This is a genomic window from Marinobacterium rhizophilum (genome assembly GCF_024397915.1).
GTDB lineage: Bacteria > Pseudomonadota > Gammaproteobacteria > Pseudomonadales > Balneatricaceae > Marinobacterium_A > Marinobacterium_A rhizophilum_A.
The window spans coordinates 3,150,973-3,174,740 of the sequence record NZ_CP073347.1 but is presented as its reverse complement, the minus strand read 5'-3'; the positions used below and the strand labels follow the sequence as shown (position 1 = coordinate 3,174,740).

23 protein-coding genes are annotated in these 23,768 nt (G+C 61.7%); 7 read left to right on the top strand and 16 right to left on the bottom strand.

The annotated features are described in order from the left end of the window. Nucleotides 1–60: 60 nt before the first annotated feature. Nucleotides 61–624, top strand: a complete 564-nt coding sequence (ribA, locus tag KDW95_RS14275) for a GTP cyclohydrolase II (protein ID WP_370646628.1) — start codon at nt 61–63, stop codon at nt 622–624. Nucleotides 625–664: 40 nt separating this feature from the next. Here the strand turns inward: ribA and KDW95_RS14270 are convergent, their stop codons facing one another. Genes KDW95_RS14270 through KDW95_RS14260 form a run of 3 tightly spaced genes read right to left on the bottom strand, consistent with a single transcriptional unit; the run spans nt 665 to nt 3,573 of the window. Beyond that, nucleotides 665–2,443, bottom strand: a complete 1,779-nt coding sequence (locus KDW95_RS14270; protein ID WP_255852489.1) for a 1-deoxy-D-xylulose-5-phosphate synthase — start codon at nt 2,441–2,443, stop codon at nt 665–667. Then, nucleotides 2,443–3,327, bottom strand: coding sequence for a polyprenyl synthetase family protein (locus KDW95_RS14265; protein ID WP_255852488.1), 885 nt, complete (start codon nt 3,325–3,327; stop codon nt 2,443–2,445). Before KDW95_RS14265 ends, KDW95_RS14270 begins: the two co-directional genes overlap by 1 nt. 3 nt (nt 3,328–3,330) lie before the next feature. Next, complete coding sequence (locus KDW95_RS14260) at nt 3,331–3,573, bottom strand: exodeoxyribonuclease VII small subunit (protein WP_067286079.1); 243 nt, start codon at nt 3,571–3,573, stop codon at nt 3,331–3,333. Nucleotides 3,574–3,741: 168 nt separating this feature from the next. Between KDW95_RS14260 and pomA the strand changes: the two genes are divergently transcribed. Next, nucleotides 3,742–4,509 (top strand): flagellar motor protein PomA, encoded by a 768-nt coding sequence (gene pomA, locus KDW95_RS14255; protein ID WP_255852487.1) that lies wholly within the window; start codon nt 3,742–3,744, stop codon nt 4,507–4,509. A gap of 7 nt (nt 4,510–4,516) precedes the next feature. Continuing rightward, entirely contained in the window at nt 4,517–5,449 is a 933-nt protein-coding gene (locus KDW95_RS14250) for a flagellar motor protein MotB (protein ID WP_255852486.1), read from the top strand. A gap of 68 nt (nt 5,450–5,517) precedes the next feature. On the opposite strand, the gene KDW95_RS14245 is transcribed toward KDW95_RS14250, so the two are convergent. From KDW95_RS14245 to KDW95_RS14230, 4 genes are all read right to left on the bottom strand, one after another. After that, nucleotides 5,518–5,823, bottom strand: coding sequence for a c-type cytochrome (locus tag KDW95_RS14245; RefSeq protein WP_255852485.1), 306 nt, complete (start codon nt 5,821–5,823; stop codon nt 5,518–5,520). Nucleotides 5,824–6,014: 191 nt separating this feature from the next. Beyond that, a complete protein-coding gene (locus KDW95_RS14240; RefSeq protein ID WP_255852484.1) occupies nt 6,015–6,218 on the bottom strand; it encodes a hypothetical protein in 204 nt (67 codons plus the stop codon). Nucleotides 6,219–6,322: 104 nt separating this feature from the next. Continuing rightward, nucleotides 6,323–7,324: a PA2778 family cysteine peptidase gene (locus KDW95_RS14235; protein WP_255852483.1), complete on the bottom strand. Its 1,002-nt coding sequence runs from the start codon at nt 7,322–7,324 to the stop codon at nt 6,323–6,325. Nucleotides 7,325–7,328: 4 nt separating this feature from the next. Beyond that, nucleotides 7,329–7,736 (bottom strand): PA2779 family protein, encoded by a 408-nt coding sequence (locus KDW95_RS14230; protein ID WP_255852482.1) that lies wholly within the window; start codon nt 7,734–7,736, stop codon nt 7,329–7,331. A 181-nt stretch (nt 7,737–7,917) separates the two neighbouring features. Between KDW95_RS14230 and KDW95_RS14225 the strand changes: the two genes are divergently transcribed. Continuing rightward, nucleotides 7,918–8,790, top strand: a complete 873-nt coding sequence (locus tag KDW95_RS14225; protein ID WP_255852481.1) for a carboxylate/amino acid/amine transporter — start codon at nt 7,918–7,920, stop codon at nt 8,788–8,790. A gap of 53 nt (nt 8,791–8,843) precedes the next feature. On the opposite strand, the gene KDW95_RS14220 is transcribed toward KDW95_RS14225, so the two are convergent. Further along, nucleotides 8,844–9,695, bottom strand: a complete 852-nt coding sequence (locus tag KDW95_RS14220) for a LysR family transcriptional regulator (RefSeq protein ID WP_255852480.1) — start codon at nt 9,693–9,695, stop codon at nt 8,844–8,846. A 149-nt stretch (nt 9,696–9,844) separates the two neighbouring features. On the opposite strand from KDW95_RS14220, the gene KDW95_RS14215 reads away from it, so the two are divergent. Continuing rightward, nucleotides 9,845–11,089, top strand: a complete 1,245-nt coding sequence (locus KDW95_RS14215; protein WP_255852479.1) for a cyanate transporter — start codon at nt 9,845–9,847, stop codon at nt 11,087–11,089. Nucleotides 11,090–11,197: 108 nt separating this feature from the next. Further along, complete coding sequence (locus KDW95_RS14210) at nt 11,198–11,665, top strand: Hsp20 family protein (RefSeq protein WP_255852478.1); 468 nt, start codon at nt 11,198–11,200, stop codon at nt 11,663–11,665. A gap of 78 nt (nt 11,666–11,743) precedes the next feature. Here the strand turns inward: KDW95_RS14210 and KDW95_RS14205 are convergent, their stop codons facing one another. The 8 genes from KDW95_RS14205 to KDW95_RS14170 all read right to left on the bottom strand — a co-directional run bounded on the left by KDW95_RS14205 (nt 11,744) and on the right by KDW95_RS14170 (nt 23,030). Then, complete coding sequence (locus KDW95_RS14205) at nt 11,744–13,471, bottom strand: alpha-amylase family glycosyl hydrolase (RefSeq protein WP_255852477.1); 1,728 nt, start codon at nt 13,469–13,471, stop codon at nt 11,744–11,746. A gap of 22 nt (nt 13,472–13,493) precedes the next feature. After that, complete coding sequence (locus tag KDW95_RS14200) at nt 13,494–14,720, bottom strand: glycosyl transferase (protein ID WP_255852476.1); 1,227 nt, start codon at nt 14,718–14,720, stop codon at nt 13,494–13,496. Between the two features lie 22 nt (nt 14,721–14,742). Then, entirely contained in the window at nt 14,743–15,564 is an 822-nt protein-coding gene (locus KDW95_RS14195; protein ID WP_255852475.1) for an HAD-IIB family hydrolase, read from the bottom strand. A 335-nt stretch (nt 15,565–15,899) separates the two neighbouring features. Continuing rightward, a complete protein-coding gene (locus KDW95_RS14190; RefSeq protein WP_255852474.1) occupies nt 15,900–16,649 on the bottom strand; it encodes a FadR/GntR family transcriptional regulator in 750 nt (249 codons plus the stop codon). A gap of 229 nt (nt 16,650–16,878) precedes the next feature. Beyond that, a complete protein-coding gene (locus KDW95_RS14185; protein ID WP_255852473.1) occupies nt 16,879–17,655 on the bottom strand; it encodes an SDR family NAD(P)-dependent oxidoreductase in 777 nt (258 codons plus the stop codon). Between the two features lie 69 nt (nt 17,656–17,724). After that, nucleotides 17,725–18,693 carry a sugar kinase gene (locus tag KDW95_RS14180; protein WP_255852472.1) on the bottom strand — a complete coding sequence of 323 codons (969 nt, stop codon included), beginning with the start codon at nt 18,691–18,693 and terminating at the stop codon, nt 17,725–17,727. Further along, complete coding sequence (locus KDW95_RS14175) at nt 18,690–20,867, bottom strand: heparinase II/III domain-containing protein (RefSeq protein WP_255852471.1); 2,178 nt, start codon at nt 20,865–20,867, stop codon at nt 18,690–18,692. The genes KDW95_RS14180 and KDW95_RS14175 overlap by 4 nt, the downstream gene beginning before the upstream one ends. Before the next feature lie 3 nt (nt 20,868–20,870). Beyond that, nucleotides 20,871–23,030, bottom strand: a complete 2,160-nt coding sequence (locus tag KDW95_RS14170) for a heparinase II/III domain-containing protein (RefSeq protein WP_255852470.1) — start codon at nt 23,028–23,030, stop codon at nt 20,871–20,873. 300 nt (nt 23,031–23,330) lie between these two features. Between KDW95_RS14170 and KDW95_RS14165 the strand changes: the two genes are divergently transcribed. Continuing rightward, nucleotides 23,331–23,663 (top strand): cupin domain-containing protein, encoded by a 333-nt coding sequence (locus KDW95_RS14165; protein ID WP_255852469.1) that lies wholly within the window; start codon nt 23,331–23,333, stop codon nt 23,661–23,663. The last annotated feature ends 105 nt before the right edge of the window (nt 23,664–23,768 follow it).

Below are 23,768 nucleotides of genomic sequence, written 5' to 3'. Positions count from 1 at the left end.
TCTGTGTCAGTTAAATATGTTGCATCGTCCAAATTGCCAACCCCCTGGGGAACCTTCACTATGGTGGGTTTCGAGGACGAAAGCAGCGGCAAGGAGCATGTCGCCCTGGTTTTCGGGGACGTGGCGGGCAGCACTGCGGTGCTGGCCCGGGCTCATTCAGAGTGCCTGACCGGCGATGCCTTGTTCAGTTTGCGCTGTGACTGCGGCTTTCAGCTACAGGAAGCACTCAAGCGCATCAGTGAAGAAGGCTGCGGCGTATTGCTGTACCTGCGTCAGGAAGGGCGTGGCATAGGTTTGCTGAACAAGATCCGTGCCTACCATCTGCAGGATGGCGGGGCCGACACGGTGGAAGCCAACGAGCGCCTGGGCTTTGCTGCCGACATGCGCGATTACAGCATGTGTCTGCCGATGCTGGAGCATCTGGGCGTGCAGCAGGTCAAGCTCATGACCAACAACCCCCGCAAGGTGAAGGCGCTGGAGCAGTATGGTGTGCCGGTATCCGAGCGGGTGCCGCTGCAGGTGGGCAAGAACCGACACAACGAGCAGTATCTTGCCACCAAGATGGGCAAGCTGGGTCACATGATGACCGAGCACCACTTTCGCGACGACGAAGAAGAAAACTGAACCAGGCCCCGGCCTGCACCCCGTGCGCGGCCGGCTTGACTCAGGCGTCCAGTCGCTCCTCGATCCGCCGGACAATCTGGTCCGCGCTGAGGCCGCATTCCAGCAGCTGCTCAGTGCGTGAGGCATGCTCGATCCAGCGATCGGGTACGCCCAGACAAAGCAGACCTGCCCGCAGGCCAGCGGTCTGCAGATACTCCGCTACCGCCGACCCCGCCCCGCCCTGAACCGCGTGATCCTCCAGCGTGACCAGCAGGCGGTGGCTGGCGGCGAGCTCCGCAATTCTGCTTTCATCCAGCGGTTTCACGAAACGCATGTCCACCAGCGTCAGGTTCAGCGCCTGGGCGACGGCCTGCGCCTGGGGCAGCAGTGGGCCGAAGTTGAGCAAGGCCGCGCGGCTGCCATCACGCAGTGTGCGGCTCTGCCCCAGCGCAATCGCCGTCATGGCATTGCCTGGAACCAGTCCCGGGCCTCCCCCGCGGGGGTAGCGCACCGCCGCCGGCCCCGGGTGCATATAGCCGGTATAGAGCAGATCGCGCAGCTCCTGCTCATCGGCGGGCGTCATGATAAGCATGTCCGGCAGGGTACGCAGGCAGGCAATGTCGAACAGGCCGGCATGGGTGGAACCGTCCTCGCCTACCAGGCCTGCCCGGTCCAGTGTCAGCAGCACGTCAAGTTGCTGGATGGCGATGTCGTGTACCAGCTGGTCATAGGCGCGCTGCAGGAAGGTCGAGTAGATGGCTACCACCGGCTTCATGCCGCCACAGGCGAGTCCCGCTGCCAGGGTCAGGGCGTGCTGTTCGGCGATGGCGACGTCGAAGTAGCGTTCTGCAAAGCGTGTCGAGAACTCGATCAGGTCCGAGCCTTCTCGCATGGCCGGGGTGATGGCCACGAGCCGGCTATCGGTGCTGGCCTGGTCACAGATCCAGCGGCCAAAAATATTGGCGAACTTGGCCTTGGCGGGGGGGCTGGGTTTGGCCACCGGTTCAATCTTGGTGATGGCGTGGTAGCCCACGGGGTCGGCTTCGGCGGGTGCGAAGCCTTTGCCCTTGCGGGTGACGATGTGCAGGAACTGCGGGCCCTTGGCGCCGAGCACCCGCTGCAACGCCGGCAACAGGGCCGTAAAATCATGCCCATCCACGGGACCTGTGTAGGCAAACTCCAGGGCTTCAAACAGCGGTGCCGCCACATTGGTGTCGGTGCGCTGCTTGAGGTTCTTCGCCAGGTAGGTTGCCAGCCCGCCTTCGTTATGGGAAATCGACATGTCGTTGTCGTTCAGAATCACCAGCAGGTCGGCGCCGGTATGACCGGCATGGTTCAGTGCCTCGAAGGCCATGCCGGCGGTCATGGCGCCATCGCCGATCACGGCCACGGCGCGGTGGGTGTTACCCTGCAGCCGATCGGCCAGGGCCATTCCCAGGGCGGCGCTGACCGAGGTGCTGGAGTGGCCGGTACCAAAGGCATCGTAGTGGCTCTCGGCGCGGCGGGGAAAGGGTGCCAGGCCGTCCTGCTGGCGCATGCTGAACATCTGTTCGCGGCGGCCGGTCAGGATCTTGTGAGGGTAGCACTGGTGGCCGACGTCCCAGATCAGGTGATCATCCGGCGTGTTGAGGCAGTAATGCAGGGCGATGGTCAGCTCGATCACGCCGAGTCCTGCGCCAAAGTGCCCGCCGGTCTGGCCAACGCTGTAGAGCAGAAAGGCGCGCAGCTGCTCGGCGATTTCCGGCAGCTGGTCGGCGTCGAGCCGGCGCAGCTGCTCCGGGGTGTCGATACGATCGAGCAGCGGGGTTGGCGGGCGCTGCAGCGGAATCTGTTCGAACATCAGTGATCCCGCTTGACGATATAGTCGGCCAGGGCGCGCAGCGGATCGGCTTCGCTGCCAAAGGCTGCCAGGGCATCGAGGGCTTCGGCATGTAGCTGCTGCAGCTTGTCCCGGGCGCCGCTCATGCCCAGCAGCGCCGGGAAGGTCGGTTTGTTCTGGGCCAGATCGGAGCCCTGGGGTTTGCCCAGGGTGGCGGTGTCGCCTTCGATATCGAGGATGTCGTCCTGTACCTGGAAGGCCAGGCCTATGGCATTGCCAAAGCGGCGCAGGGCCTCGTATCTGTCGCCCGCATCGATGCCGGCGGACAGTGCTCCCAGCTCCACCGAGGCGGTGAGCAGGGCGCCGGTCTTGTGGCGGTGCATCTGCTGCAGCTGTTCCAGTGTCAGGCTCTGGCCGACATGGGCCAGATCGAAGGCCTGCCCTGCCACCATGCCGCGATCACCCGCCGCCTGGGCCAGTATTGCCAGCATGCGCACCTGCAGTCGTGGTTGCAGAGCGTCCTGGGGCTGGGCCAGCCATTCAAAGGCGCTGCATTGCAGCGCATCGCCGGCAAGGATGGCGCAGGCCTCATCGAAGGCGATGTGACAGGTGGGCTTGCCCCGGCGCAGATCATCGTCGTCCATGGCCGGCAGGTCGTCATGCACCAGGGAATAGCTGTGGACGGCCTCCATGGCGCAGGCCGGCGCATCGGCGGCGCCGAGTTGTCCGCCGAGCAGCTGGTTGCACAGGTAAATCAGGCCGGGACGGATGCGCTTGCCACCATTAAAGAGGGCGTAGCGCATGGCTTCCTGCAGGCGGGGTTCGATGCTGCGGTGTTGCAGGCGGGTATCAAGCGCGCCTTCAACGCGTTCGGCGTACTGTTGCAGCAGAGAGTTCAGAGCCACGGATCAGGCATCCTCGGGGTCGGTGAAGGGAACGGTTTGCAGCTCGCCGTCTTTTTCCACCAGCATTCGCACCTTCTGCTCGGCCTGATCGAGTATGCCCTGGCAATCACGGGTCAGGGCGATACCCTGCTCAAATGCCTGCAGTGCATCGGCCAGCGGCATGTCACCCTGTTCCATGCGATTCACCAGCTGCTCAAGCTCGGTCAGCGAGGTTTCGAAGTCTGGAGTCTTTTTCGTGCGTGGCATCAGGCTTACCCGTGATCAATGAGGCGTAAAAAGTACTAGAGCATCGCAGCAGGGTCAATCCGGCCCGCAGGCCGGATCGAACAATCGCTGCACAGGTGTGCTCGATTAAAATTCTGTTATCATGCGGCGTAGCCGATAATACGCCTGTTCGCAGTTAAGGAGAAACCCGTGGATATCGCAACGCTTGTCGGTTTGATCGGATCAATGGGCATTGTCATCATGGCCATGGTGCTTGGCGGTGATGTGGGTATTTTCGTCAACCCTCCTTCGTTGCTGATCGTGGTCGGCGGCACCCTGCTGGTGGTACTGATGAAGTACACGCTGCAGCAGTTCCTGGCGGCGGGCAAAATCGCCGCCAAGGCCTTCATGTTCAAGTCCCAGAACCCGGAAGACATTATCAACGAAACCGTTGAACTGGCCGATGCGGCGCGCAAGGGCGGCCTGCTGTCGCTGGAAGAGAAGGAAGTGGCCAGCGCCTTTATGCAGCGCGGCATCCAGCTGCTGGTCGACGGTCATGATCCCGATATCGTGCGCATGTTGCTGAACAAGGAAATGCGCCTGACGGTCGAGCGACACGATTTCGGCAGCCGAATCTTTCGGGCCATGGGAGACGTGGCGCCGGCAATGGGCATGATCGGTACCCTGGTGGGTCTGGTACAGATGCTTTCCAATATGAGCGATCCCAAGTCGATCGGTCCGGCCATGGCGGTGGCACTGCTGACGACCCTGTACGGCGCCATGATCGCCAACATGCTGGTGCTGCCCATTGCCGACAAGCTGGCGGTGCGCAAGGATCAGGAGGCGCTGAACCAGGCGCTGGTGATTGACGGCCTGCTGGCCATTCAGGCCGGTCAAAACCCGCGGGTGATCGAGCAGATGCTGCGCAACTACCTGCCGGAGAAAAAACGTCTGGCAGAAGCCGAAGCTGCCGGATAGCCAACCTATGACTGATCAAACAGAATGTGAATGTCCGCCCTGCGAACCCGGCCTGCCCGCCTGGCTGGCGACTTTCGCCGATCTGATGTCGCTGTTGATGTGCTTCTTCGTGCTGTTGCTGTCCTTTTCGGAAATGGATGTGCTCAAGTTCAAGCAGCTGGCAGGCTCGATGCGCGAGGCCTTCGGGGTACAGAATCAGATCAAGGTCGAAGACATTCCCAAGGGCACCTCGGTCATTGCACAGGAGTTCAGCCCCGGGCGACCGGAGCCGACGCCGCTGAACGAAGTGCGTCAGATGACCATCAACAGCGATCTGAATACGCTGGATGTGCGCTCCAAGGAGGGCGAAAACGATACGCCGGACAAATTCCGAGGCAGTGTTGAAGCGCTGCTTAAACAGCTCGCCAGGGAGGCGGAGCAGGAGGCGATCGAGTTTGCTGCCGCGCTGGCCAAGGAAATCGGCGATGGTTCGGTCGAAGTGGAAACCGACGGCGCCAAGATCATTATCCGGGTGAAGGAGAAGGGGTCCTTTGATTCGGGCTCGGCCGAGCTCAAGTTCGACTCCATTCCCATTATTGCCAAGATCCGCGATGTCCTGCTGAATGTGAACGGACGCGTTGCCGTGCAGGGTCACTCCGACAACATCCCCTATTCGGGCCGGCGTTTCGAGTCGAACTGGGATCTTTCGGCGGCCCGGGCGCTGGCGGTGGCACATGAACTCTTTGCCGACAGCCGCATGGACCAGTCCCGCTTTACCGTGAGTGGGTTGGCGGCGACCCATGCGCTGGTGCCCAACGACACAGCGGAAAACCGCAGCCTGAACCGGCGCGTCGAAATCGTGATTCAAAAGGGCAAGGACGAAGAAGCCCTGCTGCCGCTGGAGTCCAGGCCAGAGGGTGACACTGAAGGTCAGGGGCTGCGCCCGAATGAGATTTTCTGAGGTGGGACTTGCAGCCATAAAAAAACCGTCGTGAGACGGTTTTTTTATGGCTGCATGCTGCGCGGACCTTACTTGGCGGCGTCCAGCATGTACTGAATGGCGGCGGTCATCTCGGTATCAGAGCAGTCCATGCAGGTGCCCATGGGCGGCATGGCATTGATGCCGTTCTTGGCGCTGGCCAGCAGGCCATCTACGCCCTTGGCGGCACGGGGAGCCCACTCTTCAGCGTTGCCCAGCTTGGGCGCACCGGCGATGCCGGCGGCATGGCAGACGCCACATTTGGTGTTGTAGACTTCTTCCCCGCTGCGTTCAGCATTGGCGCTCATCGGCAGGGAAAGTGCAGCAACCGCTGCCAGAATCAGAGTTGTTTTCATCGTTGTTATTCCTCAAGGCTCATGAGTCGGTTCAAAAACTACCGAAGTTTAGGACCAGTCTCTCGCTATTGTAAATAGACTATTGGCAGTGAACACGGCCTGAACGATGGTATAAAGCGGGGTATGGGCGGGACTGCAGCGGCTGGTTTTGTGCGGTTGAGTCGGGGTCTGTCGCCCCTGTTCAGCTGCGCTCAGCGGCGCAGTGAAATGGCAAAATCGGCCTGTCCCCGGAGTGTGCGAGCCTGCTGCTGTTCCCGGTTGTGCTGGGACTGGAGCTCGCACAGCGCCTGCTCCACCGCCGCGCGGGGGGCGATGACCAGGTTGCGAATTTCATCTTTCGAGTAGCCCTGTTTAAGCAGCTGCCTGAGTTGGGTGCTCAGTTTATGGTGATCCATGGGTTCGTTCTCCATTTATTCTTGGGTATGTTCATTTCGGCAAGGCATATTTGTACGCGATTCTGATTTCAGTTTTATTGCACTGCGCCCGTGGCGGCCGCTTTTCAGTTTTGGCTCGCCGGGCAGCGCGGCAGCGCCGTGCACTGGGCATTGCGTGCAGTGGCCGTCGGGCGCACTGAGAGCTCCTGCAGGCTGTCCTGGAAGGCGCTGTTGGCCGGTGCGAGTTGCACCGCGCAGTTGACCGCCTGCAGGGCCTGGCGGGCGCAGCCTTCAGCATTGAGGCTGTAGGCGAGGTTGTTCCAGGCCTCGGCCGCTTCGGCTTTTTGTCGCAGTGCCTGGCGAAACGCCTGGCTGGCGGGTTTTGCGTGGCCGGCGGCCAGTTCTGCATTGCCGAGCGCCATGGATACCAGGTAGTCATCGGGCCAGCGTTGGCTGGCGCTGTGCAGGCTGCCAAGCGCGGCTTGCGGGTCCGAGGCCTCCAGTTCCAGGGCGGCCCGCACGACATTCAGCGGCTCTGTCTGTAACGGCAGCTGCGAGGGGGGCAACACCAGCAGCGCCCAGCGGTCACCGCGCGCCCAGGTGCGTTCAAACAGTCCCAGCGGGGTGATGCGGCGCTGTTCGGTGCCCGAGCGCAGGATCACGTTTTGTGCCTGAAGGTCATAGCCCACGATCACGGCATAATGCCAGCGCGGAATGATATCCAGCCCCAGGTTCTGCAGCACGACCACGGGCCGTCCGGCGGCAACTTCCGCCAGCAACCCCTGCAGGCTGGTCGGCGCTTCCATCGCCAGCATACCATGACGCCGTGCGGCGACCTTCATTTCGATCTGCAGGCTGCCACCGCGTTCGGGGATATAGATCTGGGGGACCAGGGCATCGGGTGTGGTGCGCGGGCTGTCATTGTTCAGCACCGTGGCCAGGGCAGCAGGGCCGCACTGGTAGAGTTCCTGTGGATAAAACGGAACCTCGGTCAGCTCAACGGAGATGGGCAGGGTATCGGACAGGGTTTCGAGCTGGTCGTGGCCAAGGCGAGTGGCGCAACCGCCGAGCAGCAGCAGGCAAAGAATGCCCGCCGTCAGCAAGACGGCGGGGGGTGGACGCAGCATAGACTTAACGGACAGGGTGGACGAAGTTGAAGATATTGGTCGCACCCAGCATGTCGGTGATGATGAAGACGATAAAGATCAGCACAACGGCACCCAGAACGCCGGCACCGGCAGGCAGGGAGTCGATCTGCTGATTAAGGTCGGCGACTTCCGCCGCGCTCATGTCAGCAACACGCATCTGTGCGTCAATGGGATCGACGCCATAGGCGCTGAGCTGTTCTGCAATATCATCGCGCTGAATGAGGGTCATCAGCTTTTCGCGATCCGCATCGCTGGCCACGACGCTTTGGGGCGCGATCAGGGATGAGGTAGATACGGGCGCGGCCTGGGCCAGACCCGAGATGAGTAGCATGCAGCCCATCATGAGACGGGCGACAACAGAACGAACGATACGGGATTGCTGCATTAACATGGAAAACCTCCTTGAGGCTGTGCCGACAGGTGCCGGTTTTGGCCTGTGGTTTTTACGCCTGCATGAAGCTTAGTCGCAAGTGAATGAATATGGGATGAACCCATTGAATTCAATCATGGTTTTACGACGGCGTTACCTTAAAATAGCCGAGCTTTGGTGTAATGACAGGACTTGGGAGAATATGACGAATCTTTTGCTGGTGACGATGCTGTGGGCCGTTTCATTCAGCTTGATCGGCGAGTACCTGGCAGGCCAGGTCGACAGCTACTTTGCCGTGACCACCCGTATTCTGCTGGCGGGACTGATTTTCCTGCCGCTGACGCGCTGGCGCGGCATTCCGGCACCCCTGCGCAGCGGCATTACCGTGGTAGGGATGCTGCAGTTTGGCCTGACCTATCTGTGCCTGTACCGTTCGTTCGAATACCTCAGCGTGCCCGAGGTGCTGCTGTTTACGATCTTCACGCCGCTCTATGTCACGCTGATTGACGATGCGCTGAACCGGCGCTTTTCACTGGCGCCGCTGGTGGCAACGGCACTGGCCGTACTGGGCGCAGGCATCATCCGCTACGATGGCCTGAGCGACGACTTTCTGTTTGGCTTCGTGCTGCTGCAGCTGGCCAATATCGCCTTTGCCGCCGGCCAGGTGGGCTATGCCAACCTGATGCGCCGCTATCCCACTGATCTGCCGGCCTGGCGCAGTTTTGGCTACTTTTTCGCAGGAGCCCTGCTGGTGGCGCTGCCGTCCTACCTGTTGCTGGGCAATGCCGACAAGCTGCCGGCAACCGCACTGCAATGGGGCGTACTGGCCTGGCTGGGCATCGTCGCATCGGGGCTGGGGTTCTATTTCTGGAACCGCGGCGCCTGCAAGGTGGATGCCGGTACCCTGGGCATCATGAACAATGCCCTGGTGCCGGCGGGCCTGATCGTCAACCTGCTGATCTGGAACCGTGACGCTGATCTGCTGCGCCTTGCCCTGGGAGGGAGCGTTATCGGGCTCTCGCTCTGGGTGAATGCGCGCTGGAATCGCTGGTTTTCAAAGCCGCTGGCAGTGTGATTGCCGCCGCCGCCGCGCTACGGCCAATATACTGCGGGGCAGACCAGGCTCTGCTAGCGTGAACACAGAGCGATCAGTCGCTGCGCCAGGTCCTCGACCCGTGCCGGTGCCGGGCTCTGGTAGTGCAGCGCAAGTTCAATGGAGGCGGGGGCGATAAACCCCTGGTCCGGCAGCAGGCGCAGGTGGCCGGGATGGGCCAGGCGGCGGGGCAGCAGGCTGACACCCAGGCCATCGGCCACCGCGGCGCCGAGGCTCACCAGGCTTGCACTGAGGTAGCTAATCCGCCAGCGTCGGCCCGCGCTTTCCAGTGCATGGATCATTTCGTCACGGTAGAGCCCGCCCTGGGGGAACATCACCAGCGGCAGCGGGTCCCGTTGCCAGCTGGGGGCCTGGGCGCTGTCGCACCAGTCCAGCGGTTCGGGCCAGCAGGCCTGGGCCGCCGCCTGGCCCTGGCGTTGCTTGATCAGGACCAGTTCGAAGGCGCCGGCGCTAAACTGCTGCCAGAGGCGGGAACTCAGGTCGCTGCTGACTTCCAGCCGGATATTGGGATGTGCCTTGGCAAAGGCCGCCAGCGTCGGGGTCAGGCGTTCGGCGGCAAAATCCTCCGCCACACCGATACGCAGTTCCCCCGAGTGGTCCCCGGCCTGCACCTGTGCGACCGCTTCGTTCATCAGGCTGAGCAGTCTTCTGGCATAGCCCAGCAGGTGCTGCCCCTGTTCGCTGACCCGTACATGGCGGCCGCGGCGGTCCAGCAGGGAGCAACCCAGCTGTTCTTCCAGGCGACGTACCTGCTGGCTGACGGTGGACTGGCTTAAATGAACCCGCTCGCCGGCACGGGTGAAGCTGCCGCTTTCAACGACGGCGACGAAGCTGCGCAGCAGGACGGGATCGAGAGTCGCAAACATTATTGAGTATTCCACTGGTAGCTAGTTGGATATTTCATTTATGAATAGTAATGCCAAGCCTTAGACTGAAGCCAGTCAGGCTGCGCAAAGGTCGTGCTGCCTGTGAGCGCCTTTTTGGCCAGAATCGGCAACCCGCCCAGGGAGACCCCATGAACCGACCCGCGCAGCCTCGCACGGCAGAGCTCGCCGTGGCCCCATCTCCATCTTCGTGTGCGGCGCCTGTCGCGGGCCTGGGCGGTTTCATGCTGCTGGTGCTGGTGGGGCTGAACCTGCGGCCCTTTTTGACCTCCGTCGGGCCTGTACTGAAGGCCGTGCAGGCCGATACCGGCATGGGGCATGGCCTGGCGGCGATCCTGACAACCCTGCCCTTTATCATGATGGGGCTGCTGGCCCTGGCCGGTGCCGGTCTGGCGCGGCGTTTTGGCGAGCAACGCACCCTGCTCGGTGCCCTGCTGTTGCTTGCGCTGGGCTGCGGTGCGCGCCTGCTGGCGGATTCGGCCGCTGGTCTGCTACTGACCGCGGTGCTGGCCGGTACCGGGGTGGCCACGGTGCAGGCGCTGATGCCGGGCGTCTGCAAGCGCTGGTTCGCCGGGCGTATCGCACTGGCCATGGGGCTGTACTCGGCGGCACTGGTGGGGGGCGGTGCCATGGGGGCGCTGCTCAGCCCGGCCATGGCCCACTTGTATACGGACTGGCGCCCGGGGCTCGCGTTCTGGGCCTTGCCAGCACTGCTGGCCTGGGGCCTCTGGCTTTGGCGGGCTCCCCGCGAGCAGGACACAGCGGTCGTGGCGCTATCGCTGCGGGGGTTCTTTGGCAATCGGCGGGCCTGGTTGCTGGCACTGTATTTCGGGCTGGCCAACAGTGGCTATGCCAGCCTGGTGGCCTGGCTGCCGTCCTTTTATGTCGACGAGGGCATGGACCCGCAGTCTGCGGGGAGCTTGCTGGCCTGGATGGCGCTGTTCCAGGCTGCCGCAGCGCTGCTGATGCCCCTCAGTGTGCGTGGCTCGCTGGACAGGCGCGCCGGACTCTACGGGGTCATGCTGTTGCAGCTGCTGGGGTTTGCGGGCTTTGCCCTGCTGCCCCAGGCCGCGCCCTGGCTCTGGGTGGCGCTGGCGGGCTTTGGCCTGGGCGGCTGCTTTTCACTCTGCCTGATTGTCAGCCTTGATCATCTGCCGGGGGCCCGTGCCGCCGGCGCCCTGGCGGCCTTTGTGCAGGGAATCGGGTTTCTGATCACCGCCGCCGGCCCCTGGCTGGTGGGCGCGCTGCGTGATGGCGGGGGTGATTTCGTCGATGCCTGGTGGCTGCACGGCGCCATTGCCCTGTGCATGCTGCTGCTCAGTGTGCGCTTTAATCCCGCCGGTTACGGGCGCAGCATGGCGCGGTTAGGGGCTTGAAACTGCGCCGCGTCGTCCTTATCTAATAAGTGCAGGGGCCGGGTCTCGATGGGATCGGTTGCCTGCAAGGTTGTTTTTGTTTCCTATCGCTCCGAAGGAGGATATGTCATGAATACGATCGATTTTACGCCGCTCTACCGCAGCAGTATCGGTTTCGACCGTCTCGCAGCCCTGCTGGACAGTTCACTGCGCGCTGACCAGACAGCCAGTGGTTATCCGCCCTATAACATCGAAGTCATTGATGATGACCGCTACGCCATCAGCCTGGCCGTAGCCGGTTTCAGTAAAAAAGAACTGGAACTCAAGGTCGAGAACAGTGTGCTGAGCGTCAGTGGCAAAAGGGCCGATACGGATACCGACAGCCGCTATCTCTACCAGGGTATAGCGACCCGCAGTTTTGAGCGTCGCTTCAATCTGGCTGATCATGTCGAGGTCACCGGCGCCGAGCTGAACAACGGCTTGCTGACCATAGGCTTGCAGCGGCAGCTTCCGGAGGCCATGAAACCCCGTGTTATCAGCATCAATACGAGCGCACCGGTGCTGGAGCACGACAGCTCCAAGGGCAATGCTGCCTGACAGGATGCGGCCAACCCCAGGAGGCCACCGTCTGGTGGCCTCCTGTCGTTTGGTGGCAGTGCCCGGGCGTACAGTTGGTCAGTCGTGCCGATTGCTCAGCCAGAGGAACTGATAGGGCATCAGCCTGACCTGGGCGACTGGGTCCTCGAACCGCTCGCCGCTGATCAGGTCCACCCACTCGTCGGTGGCAATCAGGTTCAGTTCCGACAGGTTGAAGGTCTGGGGTGTATCGCTGATGTTGTAGACGGCAAAGAGGCTCTGGTGGCGGTCGATACTCTGGCGCCAGAAGGAAAATAGCGCCTCGCCGGTATGCAGGGTGTACTGGGTGGCGTTGGGGTGGAACGCAGGCTGCTGGCGGCGCAGGCGTAATAGCTTGCGCATGGCATCGAAAACTTGCCGGTGGTGGGTGTCACTGCTCAGTGCGCTTTCCAGGTCCTCGGCCTGCCAGATATGGCGGTTGATTGAACGGAAACTGCCGGTGTGCTCGACGCGGGCATCGTCGTTTTCGGTGGCGAACAGGCTGTGGATATAAAATGCAGGAATACCCTCCAGTGCCGCCATGATGCCCGCCGCGCAGAGAAAACGGGCGAACTGCCATTGATCCGGTCCCTGGGCCGCGGTGCCCCGAAACGCATCCCATAAACTGATATTGATCTCGTAGGGCCTGGTTGCGCCGCCGGGGGTGGTGCGCGAGCTGAGGTGGCCGCCAAAGCGCTGCAGGGTGCCGATCAGCGTATCGAGTTCCCAGTCGCTGAGCAGGCCTTCGGTGGGCCTTAGCCCGATGCCGTCGTGGGAGGCGATGAAATTCAGGTAGGTGGTGCCGTACTGCGCTGGTGGCATGGTCATGAGCCAGTTCTTCAGGTGCTTGCAGCAGCCGGTGATCAGGGTATTGATCAGCAGTGGCGGCAGCGAAAAGTTGTAGATCAGGTGGGCTTCGTTGGCGTTGCCGAAATAGGTCAGGTTTTCCCGGTTGGGGATATTGGTCTCGGTGACGATCACCGCATCGGCGGCACGGTGTTCGATCATCAGCCGCAACAGCCGGATGACTTCGTGGGTTTCGGGCAGGTTGATGCAGGGCGTCCCCGGGGTTTTCCACAGGAAGGCAACGGCATCGAGGCGGAACCAGCGGATGCCCTTGTCGAGATAAAGCCGGATGATTTTCAGAAACTCCAGCAGCACCCGGGGGTTCTGGAAATCGAGGTCGAGCTGGTCGTGGCTGAAGGTGCACCAGAGGTGGCGCTCGCCGCCGGGCGTCTTGACCTCGCGCAGCAGCGGCGAGGTACGGGGCCGCACCACGGCGCTGAGATCGGTGTCCGGCGAGGCCTCGACAAAGTAGCCGGCGCCGGGTTCGACGCCCTGCTTGTAGTTCTCGAACCAGAGGCTGCGGCTGGAGCAGTGGTTGATGACCAGGTCGCCCATGACCTTGAAGTGGCGGCTAAGCCGGGCAATGTCGTCCCAGTTGCCCAGGGACGGGTTGACCGTGGTGTAATCCATGACGCTGAAGCCGTCGTCCGAGCTGTAGGGAAAGAACGGCAGGATATGCACGGTGGAGATGCAGTCCTGCAGGCGGGTGTTGAGAAAGCCGAGCAGGCTGTGCAGCGGCGCTTCGTGCTCCGAACGCAGGCTGTCACCGTAGGTGATCACGGCCACATCACTCTGGTCCCAGAGGTTGCGGTGGGGCGTCGGCGACGGGGCGTCGGCCGCCAGGCCGAATTGTGCCAGGCATTCCTGCGCGAACTCCATCGCATCCAGCTGTGGATAAAGCAGTTGCAGGTGTCCGGCGATGCGTTGCTGCAGGGGTGTCATGGCTGCGCTCCTGTGGGCGGGTTTAGCCGCGGCCGTACTGCGCCATGTCGGCATCGACGGCGGCGATCAGCTGCTGCTGCACGCCCGGGAAGGCGCTGTGAACCCGGTTCCAGCTGGAAATAAAGGGTGCTTCCATCGGGTTTTCGAGAAAGTGGTTGCCCGCCTTGAAGATGTTGCCGGCAAAGAGTTCAACCGCCTGTTCCTCCAGGTGGATGTCCAGCTTCAGGCCATTGATTTCGGCGTCGTTGCGGTAGGTCTCGACGAAATCCAGTGCAATGCGGAAATAGGTTGCCTTGATGGTCCTGAACGTCTCCTGGTTAAAGACGATGCCGTTGGTGGCCAGCTTGCGAAAGATCGCCTTGGTGATGTCGATCGACATCTTGGACAGGCCGGCTTCGTCGCTGTCCAGTGAGAGATCCTGGTGCTTGTGGTCGTAAACGTCGGCGATATCGACCTGGCACAGGCGGTTGTTGGAGTAGTTGCGGGTCATCTCGCTGAGTACGCCGATCTCCAGCCCCCAGTCGCTGGGTATGCGGATGTCGTTCATTACATCGCGGCGAAAGGAAAACTCGCCGGCCAGCGGGTAGCGGTAGCTGTCCAGGTATTCGAGGTAGTCGAGATTGCCGAATACTTTCTTCAGTGCCCGCAGCAGGGGCGTAACCAGTAGCCGGCTGACCCGACCGTTGATCTTGTGGTCGGCGATGCGGGCATAGAAGCCCTTGCAGAATTCGTAGTTGAAATTGGGGTTGGCCACCGGGTAGATCAGCCGCGCCAGCAGCTCGCGATCGTAGGTCAGGATGTCACAGTCGTGCATGGCGATGGATTCTGCCCGCCCGGCAGCCAGGGTATAGCCCATGCAGAACCAGACATTGCGCCCCTTGCCTGGTTGCAGCGGCGACAGCTCCTCGCCCTTGAGCGCCCCGTCGATGGCGCGCAGGCGCGGGCCGTCGTTCCACAGCACCCGGTGCGGTTGCGGCAGGGCAGAGAAAAATTTCAGTGCCGCGCGGTACTGCTCTTCGTTGGCGCGATCCAGCCCGATCACGATCTCCGACAGGTAGGGCACCTGCTTGAGGTGGCGCAGGATGTTGGGCATGGCCTCGCCTTCGAGCTCCGAGTACAGGCAGGGCAGGATCAGCGCCATCGGTCGGGTTTTGGAGAAGGCCAGCAGTTCGCGCTCCAGTTCCTCCAGCGGTCGGTGGGACAGGTTGTGCAAGGTGGTGATAATGCCGTTCTGGTAAAAATCGCCCATGGTGGAATCCTTTTGTTGTGTTCTAGGTGCCCAAGCCAAGCTGCTGCAAGGCGGCAAGGACAGCGCTGTTCCAGCCCGCGGGGCCTGGCTCTGCGGTCAGGACCAGGTCTGTGCGCCCGGGGATTTCCGGTGGCCTGTGCGTCGGTGAGCGCACCAGTACCGCCAGATCCGCGCGCTTGAGCATGCCGATATCGTTGTGGCTATCGCCCAGTGCCATGCAGGTAACCGGTTCGCCCCACAGCGCCCGGTATTGCTCGGCGAGCCAGGTCATGGCGTCGGCCTTGTCGCAGTGGCCCATGACATGGGTGAAACGGCCGCCGCGCTGTACCTGGAAGTTCAGCAGTGACAGCTCGGATGCAAAGTCCTGCAAGGCGCCACGGGAGTCTTCCCAGATCAGCGGTTCGGTGAACTGGCGTGCCATGGCCAGGCCGGCTTGCCCGGGGGCGAGCCCGGTCATCTCGGCAAGACGCTCCGGGGAAAGGGCGCTAAAGCCGGTAAAGCGATAACGCCGCGACAGGGGCTCCAGCGCCAGCAGTATGCGACGCCGGCTGGGGCCGAAGACCTTGCAGCGATAGTTCCCCGTGGGGTCGGTGGCCAGATCCGGCGCCAGTGGCGAGGCGACGGGAATGTAGAGAGCGGCGCCGTTTTCCACCACGAAGGGGTGTGAATTATCCAGTTGCCGGCGCAGCGGTTCGAGTTCGGCGAGGGTTTTGCTGGTGTTAAGCACCCAGGGAATCCGGCGCTGACGCAGCTGCTGCAGCGCCGGCTCTGCGGCGGCTGCACTGTAACTGTGGTGATCCAGCAGGGTGCCATCGAGGTCTGTGGATATCAGTAATCGGCTCATGCTTCATTTGGCTCCTTGACTGACAGGGGCTGCCTGCGTTGTTACAGGACTTGCAAGTCGGGTGCCAGCATAGCAAAGAGGGTGCACCATCCCGCAGCAGGGCGGCTCGGCGGGACTTATCCACAGCAACATGCAGGTCGCGCCCCGAATTGGTGCGCCGGCCGGGCTGCTTTGGTTCGCTTTTATGGCACCGGGGGCATTGAAGGTCAGCTGTCCGGGGAGACAGGCACCTGGGTCGACAGGCGATCGCCTGCGTTACGGGGCCTAGATGGGGTCAGGGGCTGGCTTGGGTGAGTGGTTGCGCGGTGGGTCAGGAGCGGGGAAGCAGGCGCTCTCTATACGGAGAGCGCGGCGGCTTCGAGTTTTTTCTGCTGTTCGTCGGGTGTCAGGCGGTGCTTGTGGCTCTGCATCAGTGACAGGCTGGCCTGGCGGGCCTTGACGCTGTCGCCGGACATGATGGCGTCATAGATGGCGCGATGCTCCTTCAGGCAGACGCCCCCTTCCTTGGACGAGAAGCGGATAAACCATTTGAACATGCTGGTCAGCACATTGCCGAAGGGCACGTAAAAGCTGTTGCCGGTGGAGATGAAAATCATGCGATGGAACTGGCTGTCCACGATCGTCCAGGCGTCCTGATCAAAGTTTTCCGATACTTCGACCATGCGGTGGAAAATATTGGTCAGCTCAATACGCTGCTCCTTGGTGGCACGCTCAGCCGACAGCGCCGTGGCTTCGGGCTCGATGGCCCGGCGCAATTCAAGAAATTCCTGGTAGATATCATCGGTGGTTTCGATGCTGGCGAGCCATTCCAGCAGCTGTACATCGAGCATGTTCCACTGGGTGCGGCAACATACGCGGGTACCCACCTTGGGACGGGATTCAACCATGCCCTTGGAGGTTAGGAGCTTGATGGCTTCGCGCAATGCGGTGCGGCTGACGCCGAACTGCTGGCACATGGCGATTTCGCCACCAATGATGGCGCCTTCCTTGACTTCGCCGGACAGAATTTTGACAGCTATCTCGCGGGCAACCTGAACATTCAGGTTGCGACTCGATCCCGAGATCAGTGCAAATTGCGCTGCCATGCTGTTACCTCAATTAATCATACAATATTGTAGGATTATACAGTCATAGGGTTCACAAGCGAAACCTTTCCAGCTGGCCGGGTCCGGGCCTAGGTGCCGGTAGGCGATCAGGGGCCCGGCAACCGGACTTGACGCTCGTCGGGGACCGGTGGCCGGGTGCACAGCGGCCCGAAGCAAGCTTGGGGTCATGTGCATTCCTGCAGGCAGTGCCCGCAGGAATGGGTGCTCATCAGGGGCACATCTGGCCGCCATTGACGTCCAGGATCTGGCCGGTGACATAACCGCTGGCCATATGGGACGCGAAAAACAGGTAGGACGGTGCACATTCATCGATAGTGCCGAAACGGCCCATGGCGATGGAGTTGGCGATATTGGTTTTCAACTCGGTGCTCTTGTCGTCATGGAAGGCGGTGTCGATCGTGCCCGGCGCGACGATGTTGAAGCGGATATTGTCCTTGGTCAGTTCCTTGACCCAGTTGCGCTGGATGTTGTGCAGCCAGGCTTTGGATGCGCCGTAGAGGCTGGCACCCAGGCCACCGCCTTCGCGGCCGGCGATGGAACCGGTGCTGATCACGCAGCTGGTCAGGCCACTTTCGGCGGCGGATGCACGCAGATGCGGGATCGCGAATTTGGTGACCATGATGACCGAACGGGCATTGAGGTTCATGACACGGTCGTAAAACTCATCGTCAATGTCTTCTGCCTTGGAGCGGCCACCAAGACCACCGGCATTGTTGATCAGCACATCGATACCGCCGAACTTGGCGACAAAATCCGCCACCATTTTTTCGCATTCGGCGCTTTTTGTGACGTCGGCCTGGAAGTAGGCGACTTCGCCGCCACATTCCTGCAGAGCGGCCAGGGCAGCAGTGGCGGTGGCATCGTTCTGGTGGCTGTTGATGCCAACCCTGGCGCCGGCCTTGGCGAATGCAGCAGCAGCGGCGAAGCCGATACCTGCAGTGGAGCCGGTGACGAGAACGCGCTTGCCTTCGAGATCCTTAAACATGCTGGTTTCCTGTATCTGTGAATGTTGCTGGTTTATTTTGTCGTACAATAAGACATTATTGCGAGATGTTCAATCCCCCGTGCCTATTTCCGGCATTGCATCCCGGGGAATCAGCCCGCCGCGGTACTGAATAACGGTGCTGGCGATGCGGTGGCCCAGGGTGGCGCAGTCTGCTGGCGTGCAGCCGCCCTGCAAGCGGGCGGCCAGGTAGCCTGCACTGAAGGAATCGCCGGCGGCGGTGGTGTCGATGACAAGGTGCGGCTCTACGGCGATGGCGGCAATGCTCTGGCGGCCGGCGCTGGTTTCTACCAGGCAAGGCTCGTGGCCGCGCTTGAGGACGACTTCGCCGATGGCCAGATCACGACAGCGGGCAAAGACCTGCTCGACATTGCTGTCGCCCCAGAGCATGCATTCGTCTTCGTAAGTGAGCAGGGCGATATCGGTAATCCGCAGCACCTGCTCATACCAGTGACGCGCCTGGGCGGCATCGCGCCACAGGCGCGGGCGGTAATTGTTGTCAAAGCAGACCCGGGCTCCATGGGCTCTGGCACGAACAAGCCACGCCAGCAGCTTGTGGCGGCTGGCATCCGGCAGTATCGCCAGGGAGATACCCGACAGGTAGAGGTAGTCAAAGCTGAGCAGGGACTCCAGCTGGGGGTCGAAAGCGTCGCCCTCCAGCAGCTGCCGCGCAGCGGATTCGCCCCGCCAGTAGGTAAAAGAGCGCTCACCGTTGGCGTCGACATCAATGTTATAGAGCCCGGGCAGCTTGCCGGGCAGGCGGCGTACAAAGTCGCAGGCGATGCCCTCCGCCTGCCATTGCGCCAGCATGGCCTGGCTGAAGCGGTCGTTGTCACCCAGGGCTGTTACATACTGCACTTCGTGACCGTGCACGGGGGTCAGGCGTGCCATATAGACCGCGGTATTCAAGGTATCGCCGGCAAAGCCCTGCACCAGGGTGCCGTTGGCGTGCTGCTGAATCTCGATCATGCATTCGCCAATCAGGGCGATGCTGGCTTTCTTGTCCGTGGCTGCTGTCATGCTTCAGTCTCCGGGCGGGTGGCGAAGGCGCCGTTCCAGCGGTAGAGCTGGCCATTGAATTCCACGCTGTGGGGGCCTTCAACGTCGCTGCTGTTGCTCAGCATAACGACGAGGTTCTGGCCGGATCGGCGCTTAAGGCGCACCACCGAGGCTGCCTGGTTGTGACCGATGACCTCGACACGCTCGATATCGCCGCGGGCGTTTTCGGAGATTTCCATCGACTCGTCAAAATGGCCATGGGTTTCCAGTACCGTGGCAAACAACTGATCCCGGCCACGGCTGCGGATGACAAGAGCCGGCTCGCTGCGCAGGTTGAATTGCGGGTCATTGGCGCCGATGCGGCAGAAGATGACGTCGCCACCGGCGGGCAGGGCGGTGCTGATGCTGTAGTAGCTGTGTCCCATCAGCCAGCTGACCTGCGCCGACTGCGTCTCGCCGCTGATGTGGCCGCGGCCCAGTTCCCACAGGTGCTGATAGCCATGGGCCGCGCCCAGCGCAGACAGCTGCGGGTGGGCGCTGACGTCAAAATCCGTATGGATGATCTGCCCCTGGTAGTGCAGCGCATAGTCATACTGGTGCTCGGCGGTGCTGGTCAGGCGGTAGAGGTCGAGCAGTACCGGCGCCGAGATACCCTCAAGCTGCAGCATCAATACGCTGCGCTGCATGTCCACGCCCTCGTAGTAGCCCTGGGCCCGGGCGCTGATGCCCTGGCCGGCGGGGTGGTCCGTGACGCAAAAATGCAGCTCGCCCCAGCGCTGCTCGGCGGTGGCGGTATCGCCGCGGTTCTGGCTCTGCTCATCCACCACCACGGTGTTGTGGGCGATGGTCTGTTTGCAGTAGCTCTTGTTTTCCGGGATGTAGCGGCCGCCAAACTTGGGCTCGATATTGACCCAGCGGCCGAAGCCATAGTCGTTCAGCACTTCCTGGGAACGGTTAAACCAGCTCAGGTGCAGGCCATCGAAGTGGCCGTGGTCAAGGGCGGCGTGCAGCTTGTGGTCGCTACCGTGCTGACCGAACCAGAGCAGTGCCATGTGCAGGTCATCGGCCTTGTCCTGATGCCGCAGTATCCCCAGGCCACCGCGCTCGCCTTCGGCGCCGTCGTTGAGAACAAAGCTGCCCCAGTTCAGTGGCATGGGGGCCTGGTCCCGGGCGGCGCGGGCGAGCTGCAGGCCCGCCGCACCGACCCAGACCTGCTGCTGATGCTGTGCCATGGCGACGAGCATGGGGTCGGCACCGTAGCGCTGGTAGCACAGGCTGGTGGCGATGATCAGCCCTTCATCGCTGATGCCCATGGTCTTGGAGGAGTCATTCAGCGCCGGCAGGGTACCGTCCGGGAAGGCCGTCGACATCAGGGCAAGGGAGGTGCGCTTGATGATCTGCTGCTTGACGTCATAGATCCGAACCTGGGGCTGGCGGCGTTCGATCGCCTCGGCGAACAGCAGCAGTGGGCGCAGCGCGAAACGGTGGTAGTAGGGGCCTTCCATGTAATAGCCATCGGGCGAAAACAGCTGTTCGAGCTGGGCCAGAAAACCGCCGCTGACGCTGTCGCCCTTGAGGCCATAGAGCGCCTTGTCGACGATGCCCTGGTTATTGATGGCATAGCCGCAGATACCCACGGCTGCGACTGCCCAGAGGCCGTGGTTGTGCACGATATCGAAATCGTGGGCGTAGGTTTCGGTAAACAGCTGCACCATTTCGTGGAACAGATTGTTCTCGATATGCAGGCGCTGCTCGGTGTTCAGGCAGGCATGGACACAGCTGTAGGCATCGGAGGCGTAGAGCAACCACATGTTTTCGTTCAGTGTCTGGTGGAACAGGCGCCCCGGCGGGTTGGTATCCTTGCTGGTGTTGAGCCTGAGCTGCGGATAGACATCGGCATAGCGCTGCAGCATGTCGATCACGTAGTCGCGATAACGCGGCTCCTGGGTAACCAGCCAGAGCTTGCCGGCCAGGTGCAGGTGGATGTAGTTCTGCTTGTGGCGGTTGTGCTCATAGCCACCGGCTTCGCCGTGGCCTGGTACTTCAGGCGGGAGTTGCAGGTAGAGCTCCAGTGCCCTGATGTCACGCTTGATGGCGCGTCCCAGCAGGTCGTCCCGGGTATCGGCGGCGTGCAGGTGCTGGCGCAGCTGGGCTGCTTCCTCGACGCTCATGAGCAATGGCTGATAGGTGTCCACGTATTACTCCTTATTTGTGACCACGGCGAAGTAACCCTGCCAGTGGTACTCAATATTATTAAAGAACAGACGGTGCTCCGTGGTGGGGCATACGTCCGCCCTGTTGCTGATCATGAGCGTCATGTGAAAGGGCGCGCCTGCAGTCTCGCCGCGAATGGCCACGACCGAGCCCTGGTCGTTGTGGCCCAGAATGTCGATATGCTGCATGGCACCCCGGGCGCCCTCGCAGTGCTCGCTGGCTTCATCAAACTGGCCGTGGGTCTCGAACAGCGAGGCAAACAGCTGATCCCGGCCGTGCTGGCGCAGCAGCAGGCAGTCCTGGCGGCGCAGGTTAAAGGATGGATCATTGGCGCCGGTCTGGGCCAGGATCAGCTCGGCACCCTCGGCCGCGGCGAGCCAGGTGTGGAAGCAGTTGTCCTGCAGCCAGGTCAGGCTCAGGCACTGCGGCGTTGGGCCCCTGGCCAGGTCGAATAGGTGCTGATAGCCGTTGTCCGTGCCCAGTACGCGGCGCTCCGTCGGCTGGAAGTCGACATTGCTGTGGGTGATCTGGCCCTGGTAGTGCACCGGGTAATCGTACTGGTGTGTCTGCTCCGAACTCAGGCGAAAGAGGTCGATCAGCAGCGGGCTGGACAGCGCGTCCAGCTCGAGCAGCAGCACCGTGCGCTGCATGCCGACGCTGGCGTAATGCTGGTTGGCAAAGGCGCTCATGGCCTGTACCGGCCCGGTGCCGGAGAAAAAATGTCTTTCGCCGTGGTGGCTGTCGGCCAGGGCGACGTCGAACGCGTTCTGGCATCCCTGGTCGACCACCACGGTATTGTGGGCCACAGTCTGGCGCGCCCAGGATTTGTTCTCATCCAGGTAGCGGCCGCCGAACTTGGTTTCCACATTGACCCAGCGGCCAAAGCCGTATTCGCGCAGCACCTCCTGGTCGCGGCTGAACAGGGTCAGCCCCAGGGTATCGAAATGGCCGTGCCCCATACCGTGCTGACCGTAGTTCATCACCGCCTGGGTGATATCACCATGTTGGCGCTGGCGCAGAAAACCCTGGGCGCCGCGGTCCCCCTGCATGCCTTCGTTCAGCTCGACGCTGGGCCAGTACGGCCGTTGCTCCTGTTCAGATGGGGCCGCATCGACCGCCTGAGCCAGCTCGAAGGCGCAGGGGTAAAGCCAGACCTGACCCTGCTGGCGGGCCGTGCCCACCAGGGCATCGCAGTGGCCGTAGCGGGCATGGTGCACGGCGACGGCAATGACCACGCCTTCATCCTTTATATCCATGCTCAGGGAGGCATCGTTGAGCGCGGGAAAGCGGCCATTGGGGTAGCTGGTCATCAGCAGGGCCCTGATGGTCTTGCCGATGGCCTGGTCGTGGAAGCCATAAATGTCCAGCTCAGGGCGGTGCAGGTGCAGCGCCTCCGCAAACAGGCACAGGGGGCGAATCGCGAACCTGTGATAGTAGGGGCCTTCAATATAGTAGCCGGAGGGTGCGAACAGTCGCTTGATCTGTGCCAGGTAGCCGCCGCTGATACTGTCGCCCTCAAGCCCAAAAATGGCCTGATCCAGCACCCTGTCCTCGCCCAGTACCAGGGCGCAAATACCCACGGCGGCGACCGCCCAGAGTCCGTGGTTGTGGATGCGATCGAAGTCGTGGCGGTAGGTGACGGTGAACATCTCGATCATCGGATGGAAGATGTTGTTTTCGATCGCCTGCCGTTGGGTCTCGGGGAGGGTTTCGCGCACATGGCTGTAACCCAGTACGGCGTAAAGCAGCCACATGTGTTCGTTAAGAATCTGGTGAAACAGGCGCCCGGGCGGGTTGGTGTTTTTTTGCTGTTGGTAGGGCATGGCCGGGTAGCGCTCGGCGTAGAGCCCGAGGATCTCGGTGGCCAGGCGGGCATAGTCGCGGTTGCCGGTCATCTGGTAGAGGCGCCCGGCCGCTTCAATGGTGTGTGCGTTGTCCCTGTGGCGGTTGTGGGCGTAGCTGCCCGCTTCGCCATGCCCTGGCACATCCAGCTTTGCTTTGAGTTCAGGGTCTACGCGGGCCTGAAGCTGCGCCAGGCTGGTGGCAAAGAACCCATCGGCGGGCAGTTCCCCGGCAGTGATGAGGGCGCGTAGCGGGGCGATCTGAGTCCCGCTGAACAGCGGGTAGGAGTCGATTTCAGGCATGGGGCGCTCTTTCTTATAAGTATGTTTCGCATATTTGTATTACAAAATCACTTGATGGTCAACTCCGGCACTCATTTCAGAAGGGTGGTATCTGGCGACAACATGCTTATTATTGCCTATATATTATTGTTATCTATGGGTTTTATGTTCTTTTTTAAGCCTTGCGTTTGTGTGTCCAGGTCTGTGCTGATAGTGATTCAAGTAGATCATATTGTATTACAAGTTATTTTTGGGATACTATTTTGGCAATGTCTGTCAGGCGGCGGCGCTACGGCTGCCCCATAATTGAAAGAGGATAAAATGAACGCATTTTTTCTGGATTCAGAGCACCCCTGGGAGGACCTGGGCGCCGGCATCAAGCGCAAGATTGTGGGCTACACCGATGAGCTGATGGCCGTACACGTATGCTTTGCCAAGGGAGCCGTGGGCGCGATTCATTCCCATGAGGAGCACGACCAGGTCGCCTTTGTGGTTGCCGGCAGCTTTGAAGTCAATGTGGATGGCGAAGTCCGTGTCCTGAGGGCAGGCGATGCCTATACGGCAGCGAGAAACCTGTCCCACGGTGCCCTGTCACTGGAGGATGGCAGTGTTCTGCTGGACGTGTTTTCGCCCCAGCGCAGGGAGTTTCTGTAGCCTAGGGCGAAAGTTCTGCACAGCGTTCCATGCGTGATCGCGGGTGTCAAAAAGCCCGCAAGCCCGGTAGAGGCTTAATAAAAATTATTACAGTGAGACCCGGTG